The organism is Rothia sp. HMSC071F11, from assembly GCF_001809115.1.
In the GTDB taxonomy this organism is placed as follows: domain Bacteria; phylum Actinomycetota; class Actinomycetes; order Actinomycetales; family Micrococcaceae; genus Rothia; species Rothia dentocariosa.
The window spans coordinates 1-14212 of the sequence record NZ_KV795737.1 but is presented as its reverse complement, the minus strand read 5'-3'; the positions used below and the strand labels follow the sequence as shown (position 1 = coordinate 14212).

General features: G+C 51.8%; 10 protein-coding genes and 1 pseudogene. 9 read left to right on the top strand and 2 right to left on the bottom strand.

Annotated elements, in window-relative coordinates:
- Positions 1-37 precede the first annotated feature (37 nt).
- Positions 38-1447, top strand: coding sequence for a TrkH family potassium uptake protein (locus HMPREF2554_RS02600; RefSeq protein ID WP_070553949.1), 1410 nt, complete (start codon positions 38-40; stop codon positions 1445-1447).
- Positions 1440-2102 (top strand): potassium channel family protein, encoded by a 663-nt coding sequence (locus HMPREF2554_RS02595; protein ID WP_004005437.1) that lies wholly within the window; start codon positions 1440-1442, stop codon positions 2100-2102. The genes HMPREF2554_RS02600 and HMPREF2554_RS02595 overlap by 8 nt, the downstream gene beginning before the upstream one ends.
- A gap of 86 nt (positions 2103-2188) precedes the next feature.
- On the opposite strand, the gene proC is transcribed toward HMPREF2554_RS02595, so the two are convergent.
- Positions 2189-3037 carry a pyrroline-5-carboxylate reductase gene (proC, locus tag HMPREF2554_RS02590; protein ID WP_070553887.1) on the bottom strand — a complete coding sequence of 283 codons (849 nt, stop codon included), beginning with the start codon at positions 3035-3037 and terminating at the stop codon, positions 2189-2191.
- A 159-nt stretch (positions 3038-3196) separates the two neighbouring features.
- Here proC and HMPREF2554_RS02585 point away from each other — a divergent pair, with 159 nt between their 5' ends.
- The 6 genes from HMPREF2554_RS02585 to HMPREF2554_RS02560 all read left to right on the top strand — a co-directional run bounded on the left by HMPREF2554_RS02585 (position 3197) and on the right by HMPREF2554_RS02560 (position 11074).
- On the top strand, positions 3197-4561 hold the full coding sequence (locus HMPREF2554_RS02585; RefSeq protein WP_070553885.1) for a chloride channel protein: 1365 nt from the start codon (positions 3197-3199) through the stop codon (positions 4559-4561).
- 291 nt (positions 4562-4852) lie between these two features.
- Positions 4853-5050: a hypothetical protein gene (locus HMPREF2554_RS02580; RefSeq protein ID WP_037231202.1), complete on the top strand. Its 198-nt coding sequence runs from the start codon at positions 4853-4855 to the stop codon at positions 5048-5050.
- A gap of 80 nt (positions 5051-5130) precedes the next feature.
- Positions 5131-6486: a hypothetical protein gene (locus tag HMPREF2554_RS02575; RefSeq protein ID WP_070553883.1), complete on the top strand. Its 1356-nt coding sequence runs from the start codon at positions 5131-5133 to the stop codon at positions 6484-6486.
- A 435-nt stretch (positions 6487-6921) separates the two neighbouring features.
- Positions 6922-7410: a hypothetical protein gene (locus HMPREF2554_RS02570; RefSeq protein WP_070553881.1), complete on the top strand. Its 489-nt coding sequence runs from the start codon at positions 6922-6924 to the stop codon at positions 7408-7410.
- A 388-nt stretch (positions 7411-7798) separates the two neighbouring features.
- Positions 7799-9616: a pentapeptide repeat-containing protein gene (locus HMPREF2554_RS02565; protein ID WP_070553879.1), complete on the top strand. Its 1818-nt coding sequence runs from the start codon at positions 7799-7801 to the stop codon at positions 9614-9616.
- A gap of 183 nt (positions 9617-9799) precedes the next feature.
- Positions 9800-11074, top strand: coding sequence for a hypothetical protein (locus HMPREF2554_RS02560; RefSeq protein ID WP_070553877.1), 1275 nt, complete (start codon positions 9800-9802; stop codon positions 11072-11074).
- Positions 11075-11174: 100 nt separating this feature from the next.
- Here HMPREF2554_RS02560 and HMPREF2554_RS02555 read toward each other — a convergent pair whose 3' ends face one another.
- Positions 11175-12629, bottom strand: a complete 1455-nt coding sequence (locus HMPREF2554_RS02555; RefSeq protein WP_070553875.1) for a hypothetical protein — start codon at positions 12627-12629, stop codon at positions 11175-11177.
- Between the two features lie 394 nt (positions 12630-13023).
- Between HMPREF2554_RS02555 and HMPREF2554_RS02550 the strand changes: the two are divergent.
- A pseudogene (locus HMPREF2554_RS02550) lies at positions 13024-14212 on the top strand (hypothetical protein); the annotation flags it as partial.

Below are 14212 nucleotides of genomic sequence, written 5' to 3'. Positions count from 1 at the left end.
CTCCACCGCTATCGGCAAAGTTCCGTCTACATCGCCGATGATGTATGAACAGGAAGAGGTTACTCGCCGCTTCAACCCCTTCGATATCCGAAGCTACGAGAAGCTGCGCAACCTTATTGATACGACTGTCTTCTCCTCACCTTCGCGAACCGCTATCGCGTCCTTCTTTCTGGTGATCATTTTCTTCACCGTAACGTTGAGCCTGCCGATTTCTTCGGTCACGGGCGAACCTGCGCCATTTCACCACGCATTCTTCACCGCCACCAGTGCGGTGACCGTGACCGGTTTGACGACCGTTTCAACAGCGGCTCAGTGGTCAGTATTCGGGCAGGTTATGATTCTGCTCGCCTGTCAGATTGGTGGTTTAGGGGCGCTGACCATGACCTCGCTTCTTGCCCTGGCGATCGGGCGGAAAATGGGTTTGCGCTCTAAACTTATCGCGCAGGAAGAGCTCAGTATCGGGCGTCTCGGTGAGGTCGGCAGCGTGCTTCGTACCGTCGCTTATACCTCAATCGGGATCGAATCGACGATCGCCCTCGTTCTTACCCCGCGTTTTTTGCTTCTTGGCGAGAATCTGCCCACCAGCCTGTGGCACGGTATTTTCTACGCCATTTCGTCCTTTAATAACGCCGGGTTCACCCCGCATTCCGATGGCTTAGTACCCTATGGACACGATTTTTTCGTGCTCGCACCCGTCAGTATCGCCGTGTTCTTGGGGGCACTCGGGTTCCCCGTGCTGATGACGATTCAGCAGAAACCCTTCCGGCCCCGCGACTGGACTCTAACGACCAAACTCACGGTGACGACCACGAGCATCCTGTTTGCGTTGGGTGCCTTGCTCTGGGGCATAGCCGAATGGGCAAATCCGCGTACTATTGGCAATTACAGCGCGGGTGAGAAAATTCTCAGCTCGATTTTCGCTTCCATCATGACGCGCTCGGGCGGGTTCAACCTGGTCGATATGAACGATATTCGCCCGGTTACCGGCCTCATAACCGATGTGCTCATGTTTATCGGCGGCGGCTCAGCATCTACCGCAGGCGGCGTGAAAGTCACCACGATTGCCGTGATTATGCTTGCAATTATTGCGGAGGCACGCGGCGACCAATTCGTGATGACTTTCGGGCGCACAATCCCGGTGTCGGCGCTGCGCATCGCCATTTCGGTGACGATGATGAGTACCGGAATTGTACTTGTGGGCACCGGAGTTCTGCTGGCGATAACAGACCAGCCGCTCATGCGCGTGCTCTTTGAAGTCATTTCCGCATACGCAACCTGCGGACTATCAAATGGACTCTCCACGGAACTGCCGCCCTCGGGCATCTATGTGCTCTCCCTGCTCATGTTTATTGGGCGAATCGGCACCATTACCGCCGCCACCGGTTTGGCGCTGAGGTCTCGCCGCCGCCTGTATAAGTACCCCGAAGAAAGGCCCGTCATTGGCTAGTAACCACAACGCCCCCGTACTGATTATTGGGTTAGGACGGTTCGGTTCGGCGACCGCCGCCCAGCTTCACGCCCAAAATAAAGAGGTTCTCGCCATTGAGAAAGACCCCGAGATTGCGCAGAAATGGACGGGCGTGCTCACCCACGTGGTCTCAGCAGATGCTCGCGATATTGACGCGCTCAGGCAACTGGGTGCAAGTGATTTCGGGTCTGCGGTTGTGGGTGTGGGTACCTCGATTGAGGCTTCCGTGCTGATTACCGCGAACCTAGTCGATCTGGGGGTTGAGCGGATTTGGGCGAAGGCGATCACCCCCTCACACGGCAAGATTCTAGAGCGTATTGGCGCGCATCATGTGGTCTACCCGGAGGCGGATGCGGGCCGCCGCGCCGCGCACCTGGTGTCGGGGCGCATGCTGGACTATATCGAGTTCGACGACGATTTTGCGATTGCCAAGATGCGCCCGCCGAAGGAAACTCACGGGTTCACCCTGGCGGAGTCGGATATTCGCGCGAAATACGGGGTGTCTGTGGTGGGTATTAAATCTCCTGGCGAGGAGTTTACCTATGCGGATGCGGCAACGCGCATCCATTCCCGGGATATTCTGATTGTCTCGGGGCAGGTGGATCTGATCGAGCGTTTCGCGGCCCGCCCGTAGGTTCTGTCTTCCCCTTCTTCGTCATAAAAAGAGCCTTTATTCAAATAAAGGCTCTTTTTATGTAGGGAGAAGGCAGGAGGCGGGGGCTAGTCAGCCGTGTACTGTTCGCTCAGCTCGGCGGAGCGGGCGGCGCAGGCGCGCATCGCGTCCTCGGTGAGATCGAAAAGTCCCTTGTCAATAAAGGTATTGATAGCGCGCTCAGTGGTTCCGTTCGGGCTGGTAACAGCCTTACGCAGGGCAGCGGCATCCGGGTTACTATCCAGCAGGTACCCTGCTCCCGCAATCGTTGCGGATGCGAGCCTCTGTGCGGTCTCTTCATCCAGACCGAGCTTCACACCGGCACTCGCCATAGTCTCCGCCAGCAGGAACCCGTAGGCGGGGCCGGATCCCGAAACGGCGGTGACAGCATCCATCTGATCTTCTCGCACCTGCACTACTAGGCCTACGGTCTCTAGGATCTTCTCGGCGAGCGCAAGCTGCTTCTCAGTCACTGCCTCACTCACAGAGATCGCCAGCACGCCTTTGCCCACGCTTGAGGGCGTATTGGGCATGCAGCGGATCACCGGCTGCCCCGCAGGAAGAGCCTTCTGCAGCGTATCAAGGGTGACTCCTGCCGCCACCGAAATGACGAGTGCATCCGGGGCGAGGGCGGGCGAAATTTCGCGCGCCAGCTCGACGATTCCATAGGGTTTAACCCCCAGAAGCACTACGGATGCGCCGCTGACCGCCTCACGGTTGGCTTCGGGCTTGAGCTCGCACCCGATCACGACGGCATCTCGCCCTTTAGGACCCAACTGATGGCGCAAGCGGTCTATGGAGTTTTTGCTGCGCACGGTGGCGCGGATAGCTTCTGCGGGGTACCCGCCCTCGATGAGCCCGGCAGCGATGGAACCGTTCATGGAGCCGGTGCCGAGGAATGCTATATGTTCGGTCATCTTCGATCCTTACTGTTTGCTTCGTTCGTGTCGCGGGGCGCATGCCGCCCGCACCACAGGGTTTGTTATCTAGCATACAATCCAACACCGGATCCGACTGTTCTCCGCCTGTATTCCGATACAAAAAAGGGTTGCGGTTCGCGACTAGAATGTAAAACGATGAAAACACGTCTGATTCGCTGTGCCCACCTTCTGCTGTGCACCGTGCTGGTTGGCGCGGCCACCGGTGGCGGGGCGATTATTCTGCACTACCTCCTGGATATCATGCAGGAGCTCACGTTCGGGCATACGGAGGCGGAGCATCCGATCGTGACGGATCACAGCGATACCGTTCGACGTGTGCTGGTGTTGATCGCGGTGGGCGCGGCGGTCTCTATCATCTGGTTTTTGCTTCAGCGGCGCACTAAGCTGGCGTCTGTTAAAGCGCAGATTCGCGGCGAAACTCCGCAGGAGCGCCGCCCGGGATTTCTACGGCAAACCCTGCACAGCCTCACTCAGATTGTGGCCGTGGGTGCGGGTGCGCCGGTGGGTAAAGAGGTTGCCCCGCGCGAGCTGGGCGCACTGTTTGCTGGGCATCTGGCGGATCTGATGCGCATCCCGCAGACCGTGCGCCCGGTGCTGGTAGCCTCGGCTGCGGCGGCGGGTTTAGCGGCTGTGTACCAGGTTCCGGTGGGCGGTTTTGTTTTCCTGTTTGAGGCTCTCGGTTTAGCCCTGTCGCTGCGCAATATTTTCACGGGTGCGACCCTGATTTTTGTGGCAACCTGCACCGCGCATCTGGTGATTCCGGATGCGCCCACCTACCCCGTCCCGCAGCTGCAGACCACCGGTGAATCGCTGCTGCTCGCGGTTGTTCTTGGTCTGGCTATCACTCCCCTGGCGCTGTGGTTCCGGGCGGCGTCTCAACGCGCAGAGAGCCTCAAGACCACGAATCGGAACGTGCTCTGGCGACTTCCTCTGGTACTTGCGTTGGTGGCGGTGACCTCGATTTTCCTGCCGGAGATTCTGGGGAACGGCCGCCCGCTGACCCAGCATATTTTCGATGCCGCATCCGGTTTGTCTTCGAGCTCCAGCAGGCTTGACACGGCCACCTTAAGCCAGGCTCTTCTCTATGCTCTCGCGCTGCTGGCAGCCAAAGCGATCCTGGTGGTGGCGAGCCTGCGCAACGGTGCATACGGAGGCACGCTCACACCGGGGTTAGCCTTGGGTTCCGCCTGCGGTTTCGTGCTTACGGGCGCTCTAATCCTTGTGTTCCCGACGCTGATTCAGCTTCAACCGGGCGCGGGAGCGCTTCATGCATCAGAACTTCTCGGGATAGCCGGGCTGCTGGGTGCGGTCACTTTCCTGAGCCTGTCGATGAACGCCCCGCTAAGTGCCTGCGCCCTGATTCTCGGGTTCGCCGGGCAAGACTGGCAGGCGTATGCACCTTTCGCGGTAGCGGTCGGCACGGCATGGGGTGTCAAATACCTGTGGATGCGCCTGGGCAACAAAACACAACCATCCCGCAGACCGTATGGCCAGCGTTAAGATCGGCTGGCTGAGCGCCTGTAAGGGAATTTCGCGTGCTTTACGCGTGTCGCACAAGCGGCATGCACAGGTTTCTTGCGTGGATGCGGCTATAATAATTTACTTTACAGTGCATCTATTTTAGGCGTGTTCAGATTCTTCTACCCGCCGTCGGTTTCATAACTACAGTACTGCGGGCGAAGATTCACCGGGCTTTCCGGGCTATACACACACCCGAAAAAGGGTGCCTGCCGCGCATCCGACTGCAGGCTCAAGCTCGACTATACATATGGTGTTGTGCAAGGTAACTTCGTGTTGTACGCTGACTTGGAGATATCTCTCGCTATCCTTAAAGAGCCCAATATTTCCGGGGTGTTTAGGCAACTCGTGCCCGTTTTGGGTACTATTGCAGAGGTTATCCCGCGAAATTCCAGTTCGCAGCCTAGCCATACCGCTGACCGCGCCTTAGCTGAGCTCTTACCGGTGCCTAGCACCCGCTGGATTTTCTAGGCGGAAAACCACCCCGCCCGCACCGGCTCAACACCTGCCCACAGACTTTAACACCAGCCACAGCATCCGAGGGAGACACGATGAGCGATAAGAATCCTCATACCTCTGAGCGCATACAGGATTCGCACCACCAGGGAGGTTCGCCTTTCAGCAATCCTCGACGCTCTCAGACTTCGACGACTGTGCAGCACGCGCAGGAAGAATCACCTGCCCAAAACTCGCTGCCCCCTCAGGATGCCGGGCCGGATGCGCACACCCAGACCTCGCAGGCAGCGCAGGATCCGCAAGACGCGAAGACTCAAGAGTCCGCTGAGAAATCTGCCGAGGATTCCCCGGCCAAGAGCGCTCACGCTACCCAGTCCACACCGTGGGGCTCACAGACCTCAAATCCCCAGCCTGCCGAGGCCGCGAGCGCTCAACCCGCCGCCGTTGAGATCGATACGAACACCCCTGCGGAGGCGCTTCCCCAGAGCATTTCACGCCCGGACGCTGACGAGGCTGTGCACCACGAAAATACGCAGACCCGTCAGCTGCCAGTACAGAGCCGACCTGAGCAGGGCCCGCTAAGCTCATATCTTTCGGAGAAACCACAGGATTCTGAGGCTCCTGAACCCGCCGTCGCACACGCGGAGGCACTGGAGGCTGAACCTGCCGATAACATTCCGCAGTCCATCTCACGCCCGGATGCTGACGAGGCTGGCGACGCGGAAGACGTGAGGACCCGCCAGCTTCCCGCCCAGGCCCAGGAACAGGGCGCATTCCCGTCCATCGCCGATACGATGTCTGCCGCCCGGGCAGAGCGCGGGTCTAGTGCCCCTGCCGACTCCACCGCATCCGAGGCACAGGCTTCCACAGAGAAAACCGGGGCTAAGAAGGTGTATGAAGACACCATGCCCGCATCCGCAATTCCGATCATTACGGCAAACACCCCAGCGGTATCGGTAGGGGCACCGGCAAGCGGTCAGATAGCCGCAACTACAGGGGCGGTGCCTGCGGGTGCCGAGAAAACCCCCGAGCAGAAACGTTCGCGCGAGCTCAAGACCATTGTTACGGTAACCGCGATTCGTACCGTTCTGCTTGCCGCATGCCTGGTGATGTATGGCTTCGGCTTTGGCGGCGGCGGAACCTTCAACATGATGCTCGGCTACGGCGGCGCAGTGTATATGCTCGTGCAGATTGCGGCGTGCATTTTCGCGGTGCGCTCGAAGTCTACGAAGGGCATGCGCATCCTGAATGGAATTAGCGCCGGATTGGGTATTATTCTGCTGATCGTCACGGCGATCGTCTATGCTGGCTGGTCGGGTGAGGATTCTTCAGCCGGAGCCTATATCTTCATCATGGCGGATATTATTCTGAGCGTGATTATTGCTTCGGCTCGGTCAATCATCGAGCAGCCGAAGGACGATGTTGAACCCGAGAGGTTAGCACGCGAATAGGCGGTCGCTTTCTCGCAGTCTAAGGTCGGATGCGCCGGGTACGATCCTGGCGCATCCGACCTTTATGTGCGCTCTTGTGAAAAACACCAGGCTCTACAGCGGAAAACTACCGGCTGGCACGGTTTGGGACTAAATGCCTGTGTACCCCGTCAAAGGACTGCAGACACTTCTAGTCCTAGAAAAACCTGCCTAATCGGCCGATTTGTTACAGACTGTGACGTCATGCCTTATTTACTAGACACTCGTGCTTCTTCCCCGGTATAACGCCTTCAGACCCTCGGTTGAACATGTGTATATCTGAGCTGTATTTAGCTTACGAACATTAAGTTTTGATAAATCATCCCTGAGTATGAGGGTTTTTAATGCCGCAAAGGCATAGTATAGAAACTCAACCTATACACCAGACATGCTTGCGAACCATATTTTGGGGGAATCATGAGCACACGAGCAGCATCTGCGGGAGCGTACACCGCCCTAGGCGGCGTTGAGCGTGCGCACGGCATCCCGCAGCGTGGCTCGGGTGAGGTTACCTTCAGGCACACGTTGGCATCCGTGGGGTACACGGTACGCGTTCTGTTTATGGTACTCCCGTATGTGATGACGTTCTTCGCGCTTCTGGTGAGTGGCGATTTGACTAGCGACTGGAGCCACATACTGTTCCACCCGATGGGGCAGTTCATTCTGGTATACGCGCTGGGGCATATTGTTGCGAACGTGTGCTTCAATTTTCGGATGGGCACCGGGCTGGTGCGGTCCGTCAATGCTTTGGGCGCGGTACTGTGTGTGGCGGTTTCTCCGCTGTGGTTCCGACTGCTTACGAGCGGTAACCTGGCGCTGGATGCGCTGTGGACGCTCACAATCGTGCCCCTTGAGTTTGTGGCGTGCTTGACGTTTTACATGCACGCGGTATGGAGGGATGGGTAGACCCCTCCAGACCCTCGCACAGTGTCAGTGAGAGCACCTCCCTAGTGAGCACCCGACGTTCGTTCTTCCGTCGGGTGCTCACTCTCTGTCCAAAACTTTTCGCAGCGATACCAAAGCGATAGCGAAAAATTGCATGGGGAACACGGTCTTCGCTTCTGGATTTTAGATACCCCGCATATTCTCGCGCGTAACAGCGCATAAGAGCGGGTAAAAGCTCCACCTGTTAAGTGCAGTGTTACCAAAATAACGCCTTGTCACGGAATATTGAAACACTGTTTATGTGGCGTGGGGTGTCTCAGATTCAACTTAAAGGTGTAAAATTCCTGCTGAAGACTAGCTCTACGACAAGTACGGCATTAGACACCCACTCGCCACAAGGAGCCCCGTCATGGACGACCACCGCCTCAACGCAGAGTCACGCATACAAAGCATTACAGAACCGCCGCTTTTAGAGCCTTCTAAGCCGCGGACTGCCAGACCTATCGCCTGGTCGATTCTTATATGTGCGATCCTTTGCGTAATAGCCGCAATTATTATTCCATTCCTCACCAAACAAACCACTCTCTCACTTGTGCTGTATGCGATCGGCGGTGTGCTCACAGTTCTCGCACTCATCATATTCACCCGCCGGAACCGGCCAAGCGTGGCGACGGTCGCCCACAAAAGCGTTGATATTTTTGGCGTTACACGTGCAGAACGTGAGTCTATCTACCAGCAAGCTACCGCTCAGCTTGAGGATCAGCAGGCGAAAACGCGGCAGAAAAGTCTCTATACCCTGCTTGCGCTCGTCGATAAATGCCTTGAGGACGAAACTTTAAGCTACGAAGACCGCAATAAGGAGGGGCAGCGCATCGTCAATAAGATCAGCGGATACATTCAGTCTCCGCCGATTTTTGACCCGCACGCCCTGGAGCTTACGCACGGCGCATTTCACGCGAATAGCGCCCTTCTGCGCGAAGAAGCTGAGCTGCGTTTCGGCCTGATGCAGCAGATTCGTGACCGTCTGCGCGCCCCCTCGGATGCGGGCGGCTACCAGGACGGCCCGTGGACGAACTTTGAATATGATTTTTCGGGAAGCACCTTCTTCTACCCCATCGAGTTCAGCGGAGTCTTCTTCAATAAGACCGCTGATTTCAGCGGGTGCACCTACAGGTACGAAGCCGATTTTAGCGGCACGATCTACCGTAACTGGGCGGATTTCCGCGGTTCTACCTATCTGGCGCACGCAAACTTTAGTGGGTCTTCGTACCACGGCGCGGCATCGTTGAACGATTCCGTATACCGCAGCACCGCAGACTTTAGCGGCAACCTGTACCTGGATCAGGCGAACTTTAGCGGGTCTACATACCATAAGGCGGTAACTTTCGTGAATTCCACGTACCGCAACTGGGCGGTGTTCCGTAACTCAACGTACCTTGGCGCGGTGGATTTCAGCCGCTCTGAGTACCATAATCAGGCGAACTTCCATAACTCCGTCTACACCGGTACCGTGACCTTCAACAACTCCGTTTATCATAATCAGGCGAACTTCCATAACTGCGTGTACACGCGGGTGGCAAGTTTTGGCGACTGCACCTATCATCGGGCGGATTTCAGCGGGTCTGTCTACACGGACGACGTGCATTTCAATCACTGCCGTTACAGTGGCGATGTGTATTTCCGCCGGTCTGTTTATAACGGTTGGGCTGATTTTCAGGGTTCGGTGTACAGCAAGTGGGCGAATTACACGAGCTCGCTGTACTACGGTCTGGCGGGGTTCCAGAACTCGACGTATGCCGACAAGGCGCTCTTTAGGGGTTCCGTATATGGTAATGCGGTGACCTTCCAGGGTTCTGTCTTTACCGGCGCGGTGCCCGCTTTCATGAATGTTGAGGCGTGGGCGCAGTACATTTCGTTCTTCGCACCGACAGAGAATGTCTTCTCTCTGGGGCAGGGCTACGCTATCGATACCGGTGCATCCGGGCTGCCGAGCGAGTGCCCGCCTCTGGCTGTGGAGCATCAGCAGTATTTGGCGCATAAAAACGGGGATCTGCAGGAGATCACCCAGCATCTTCACGGCGACGATGCGCGCAGCACCGATAAGCTGGGTCTGACCAAGGAACTTTCGGGCAGGCTGAAGTCTACCGTTGAGGAACTGCACGCCTGGCGCGAGAAAATCACGACGATCCCGCTGCAGGAGCAAGACCGCCAGCAGGTAGGGGTTTAGGGGCTCTCTCCCCTGTCTCTTGCGCTTCTTGCGTAAAAAGGCTCTTTATTCGAATAAAGCGTACTTTTCGCCTCTTTATTCGGATAAAGAGCCTTTTTTAGCGGCTGAAATCTGGAGGCGGTAAACAAGGATGCGGTAGGGTGAAAAGGCACGCCCCAACCACCACGCAAGGAGCCGCCCGCCATGACCGCCAGAGACGAGAAAACCCTGAATACTTCACGGCAGGAACGTTACCTAAAAGCCGTCGAGCTGCTCGGCTCCGCGCACTCCTACACACGGCTAGGCGCGGTGCACGCCCTCGTGGGGCTGGCGGATGAATACCTTGCCGATGAATTTTTATCGGCGGAAGAAAAGCACACGGAGGGCCAGCGCATCGTAGATATTCTCTGCGCCTACATCCGCTCCCCTTTTGAGCTAGCGTTTCGGTACGATGAGCTCTCGCAGAATAAGCCCAACCCACACAGCGCGTACAGGGAGAACCACCAAGAGTTTTCCGTACACAGAGCAGAGCTTTTGGCAGAAGCAAAGGTTCGTCAACGGGCTTTGCAGGAAATTCACCGCCGGTTGCGCCATTTTCCTCAGGGTGACAGAAGGAATTATGTAGAAGGCTCGTGGTCTGGGTTTGAGTACGATTTCTCGAATAGTGTTTTCTTCTACCCGGTTGATATGAAGGATTCCTGGTACCAGAATTCCGTTGATTTCAGCGGGTGCACGTACTACGCCAGCGCCGATTTCAGCGGTTCCACCTATGAACGGAGCGCCTATTTTTGCGATTCCACGTATTACGATTGGGTTTTCTTCAACAACTCAACCTATTTTGGTGATGCCCAGTGGAGCGGATCTACGTACCATGATTCGGCGCGTTTCAACTGGTCTGTTTACTATGGTGAGGTTTCCTTCCACGATTCTGTTTACGGCGGATCGGTCTTTTTCGACCAGTCTCTCTACTACGATGAGGCTTTATTCTATAGCTCTACCTATCGGGGCGAGGCTGGGTTCGACGGCTCGCTGTACCGAGGCTCAGTTTTTGTGAGCGATTCTGTCTTTGGCGGCGAGGTTTCCCTGTACGGGTCTGTTTTCTGCGGTGCCCTGAATTTTGGTACCGACTTTTTCGGGGAACCGTTCCCTTCGCGGTTTGTTCAGAGTGCACCCTGTTTTGTTGCTGAGAAGGATGCGCGGGCAACGTTATTTGGCTCATCCAGCAATGATTTTGTGGTTGAAGATAGCGGTTACTCTATAGCTCTCGGATCTGAGGGTCTTCCTCTGGGATGCGGTTTCCTATCTACAGGACAGGCAGACTATCTTGCGGCAAAGTTCCGGGAGGTGTATGAGGCGCGAGCCTATCTTTATGACTCGCAGGTACCACAAGAGCGGCGAGAGCTTCTTGAAAGGTTGGAGGGTTTCAACGAAGAGCTACGAGTTTGGTGGAAAGAAATTACTACCCTATTTGCCAGATAATACTACACAGGAGAAAATAGGTAGATATTAAAAATCTATATAGATTATTATCAACCCAGAGATTCTTAAATACTCTATTTTAGTACATAGTACAACTATTTTATTTTTCTCGATCACCTTGATTACACGGAATAATAATTATTTCACCCCCTTCATCGCAATCGTATTTATCCAAATCACTTAAATTATCATGAATATACCAGTATCTATGCACCATTTTTATTTCAGAATACTTTTCATTATTCACAAAAAGCTCTTTCCGATAAGCCTTTCGAGCTTTACTCCACAAATTCCATATAAACATAAGATGGTACACAGTATCAAGATTCATAGATTTTTTGGGTTTATCATATTTTTCTCCCATAAATATATTACAATAGAAAGATAAAATACTTTTACGATATAAAAAGGAGCTTAAAATAGTCACAGTACAAGCTACTACCAAACTTACCATAAACCATGCTGAGCCGAACTTATACACCCATTCTTGCATCGAATAACCATTACTTATACAAACAAGAACTGACAACAAATTACAATATAGATTAAATATTCCAATCATAAATATTGCAGTTATATGAACTATAAATTTAAATGTATTTTTAAATTTCTTCCGTGATATATTTCTCCTTAGAGCCAAAGGAGTGTAGTACACCTCTAAATATATGTAAAATAATGAATTAAGTATAATTAAAATAAATATACGTGGAAGTAGTATAATATTATCTCCATAGAATATCTTTCCTTCCCAGACCCAATTAAAAAATATACCTAATAAGAATAGTTGACCAGAAGCAGATAGTGCGAAGTACCATAAAATTGCCCTAAAAGACCCTTGAGGGAAAAAGAAAGCAAGACGCCTTTCGAGAAATTCTTCACGCAATTTTTTAGTATCTTTTATACAAAAATCACTTAAATACCCGCCAGCTTTTTCTCTATATATCAGTCGACGCAAAATTTTATTTGTATACTTCTGACGATCTTTGGGATAATCGCTCGCAATCTTTCCAACTACAATTACAAATGCAGATAAAAATAAAAAAGTCCATATATACGATGGATTATAAAGCACATTCTTGTCAAATTCGGGATTATTTCGACCTGAAAGAAATATAAATAAACCATACATATAATTAGAAAACATAATTACTCCTGCGCCATTTGCAACTCCTAGTGCAAACAATCGACGAGCGAGAGATACTGCTTCATCATACATATCCAAATTACTATATTTACTATCAACAATCCCCATTCCAACGAATATTGTTAGAGATATTGTCACCAACATAGTGAGTATAGAAGGATCAAGTTTAAAAAGTGAAGGAATAAAGGAAATTACATTATAAGTTATATTAATTAATTCATTAGTATTTTGATTGATATTCAGACCACCCCTAGCAAGTATTGTAAAACTCACCAACATGTATATTACTAAAGCTAATAAAAGAATATACGATACCCATATAAATAAAACACGCAATAATGAATTGTATAATATGTCATTTTTGTAATTATCTATGTCGGAAAATTTATTTTTATTATCTAGAATATTCATTATTTCCTCATGTTTCTCTATCACATTTGATGAAGATGAATCCCTAATAGGATTTTACCTAAATACTCTACCTTCTTAGTGTCCTCACCTTTACATAGTCTTGAAGACCCAGTAGCTAGAATCTAGTCCAGTTCTCTTCTATAGCACTCCTCGGATAGCTACTGCATCTACAGATTTATCCGATACCTCCTATAGTACGTAGTATTTGGAGATTCGGACAGGGTCTAAAACCCTGCGCCTCTTGTTAAAGATATAACATATTTAAAATCTATCAACCAGCATATGTTTGTAAAATAATCCTTGACTCAAAATCTAGGAAAATCTGATATACAGACTGAAGGTGCGATAAAGTAGAGAAGGAACATGCTACTCACTCATGAGGAATAGATAGTCGATGCCAGAAGAACACGAAGATGTAGAGGCTACGTTAGAACAGGTCACTACGCCAGATGCTTCACAGCAGAAGAAGAAATGGCGTGCTATTGATTGTATCGCTGGTAGCACTCTTGTAATAGAAGTCTTGCTAAGCATTATCTGGGTTATTGCGTGGGTATGTGGTTATCGTTTCGAGCACCAGCTGCAAGTGTATTTAGCATTGGTTTTGATTATTCTAACCGGTGGTTATCTTGCTCTAATATTTTGCCCAATCTTCAAGAAAGATGATGATCCTCGCTGGTTCCATGCACGCATTCTTTCTAGTGGCATAGTGGGTGGCTCATATGCGTTCCTACTACCTGTCGTTATGAACCTACCTGAAGGCAGCGTTAATTCTGGTGGAGCGGCGGCGCTCCGACAAGCAATTCTTCTAGCAACAGGTGGACTTATTGGTCTTATTGCGCTCGGTGAGACTCGCCGAAAAAATGATAACGACCGTGAAGCTGCCGAGAATCTTCGGTCACATCAAGAAAATGTGCTTATTCAACAAAAGGAACAGTTTGAAGCGAATGCTTTTAAGGAACGTAAAGCAGAACGCCGAGAACGGTATACCAAAGCGATAGAACAGCTGGGCGATGAAAAATCCTCCGTCCGTATGGGTGGCGTATATACACTCGTTGGACTTGTGGACGAATGGCTCGAAGAAGAGTCTATAAGAAAATATGAGGACAGACTCAAAGAAGGACAGGTTATTATCAATAATCTGTGCGCCTATATTCGTTCTCCATTCACTCTTGCTACTCGATATGATGAGCTAGAAGATAAAGATAGTCCTACATCTGATGGGGTTTATAAAGATAATCAACAGGAATTCTATAAAGATAAAGCAGAGTTCAAAGCTGAAGCAGATGTTCGTCTGGGTATTATTAAAGAAATTCACGACCGTTTACAAGGTCTAGAAGAAAGTACTCCGGGTAAATGGTCAGATTTTGAATATAACTTCTCAGGAAGTATATTCTTCTACCCTATAGACTTCACGAACTCTTACTATACAAAACCTGTTAATCTCAGTGAATTACGTTGTTGTAAGAAGGTAAATTTCAGCCGCTCCACCTATAAGGGTAATGCTGACTTTAGTGGCTCCACCTACCATGATGATGCCGATTTCCGCAGTTCCACGTATCAAGGCGGGGTTTACTTCGGTGGAT

Bases quoted from the DNA above. Each gene is read 5' to 3' on its own strand.
- HMPREF2554_RS02600 (WP_070553949.1), top strand. From the start codon at position 38: ATGATGTATGAACAGGAAGAGGTTACTCGCCGCTTCAACCCCTTCGAT.
- proC (WP_070553887.1), bottom strand. From the start codon at position 3,037: ATGACCGAACATATAGCATTCCTCGGCACCGGCTCCATGAACGGTTCC.
- HMPREF2554_RS02585 (WP_070553885.1), top strand. From the start codon at position 3,197: ATGAAAACACGTCTGATTCGCTGTGCCCACCTTCTGCTGTGCACCGTG.
- HMPREF2554_RS02575 (WP_070553883.1), top strand. From the start codon at position 5,131: ATGAGCGATAAGAATCCTCATACCTCTGAGCGCATACAGGATTCGCAC.
- HMPREF2554_RS02570 (WP_070553881.1), top strand. From the start codon at position 6,922: ATGAGCACACGAGCAGCATCTGCGGGAGCGTACACCGCCCTAGGCGGC.
- HMPREF2554_RS02565 (WP_070553879.1), top strand. From the start codon at position 7,799: ATGGACGACCACCGCCTCAACGCAGAGTCACGCATACAAAGCATTACA.
- HMPREF2554_RS02560 (WP_070553877.1), top strand. From the start codon at position 9,800: ATGACCGCCAGAGACGAGAAAACCCTGAATACTTCACGGCAGGAACGT.
- HMPREF2554_RS02555 (WP_070553875.1), bottom strand. From the start codon at position 12,629: ATGAATATTCTAGATAATAAAAATAAATTTTCCGACATAGATAATTAC.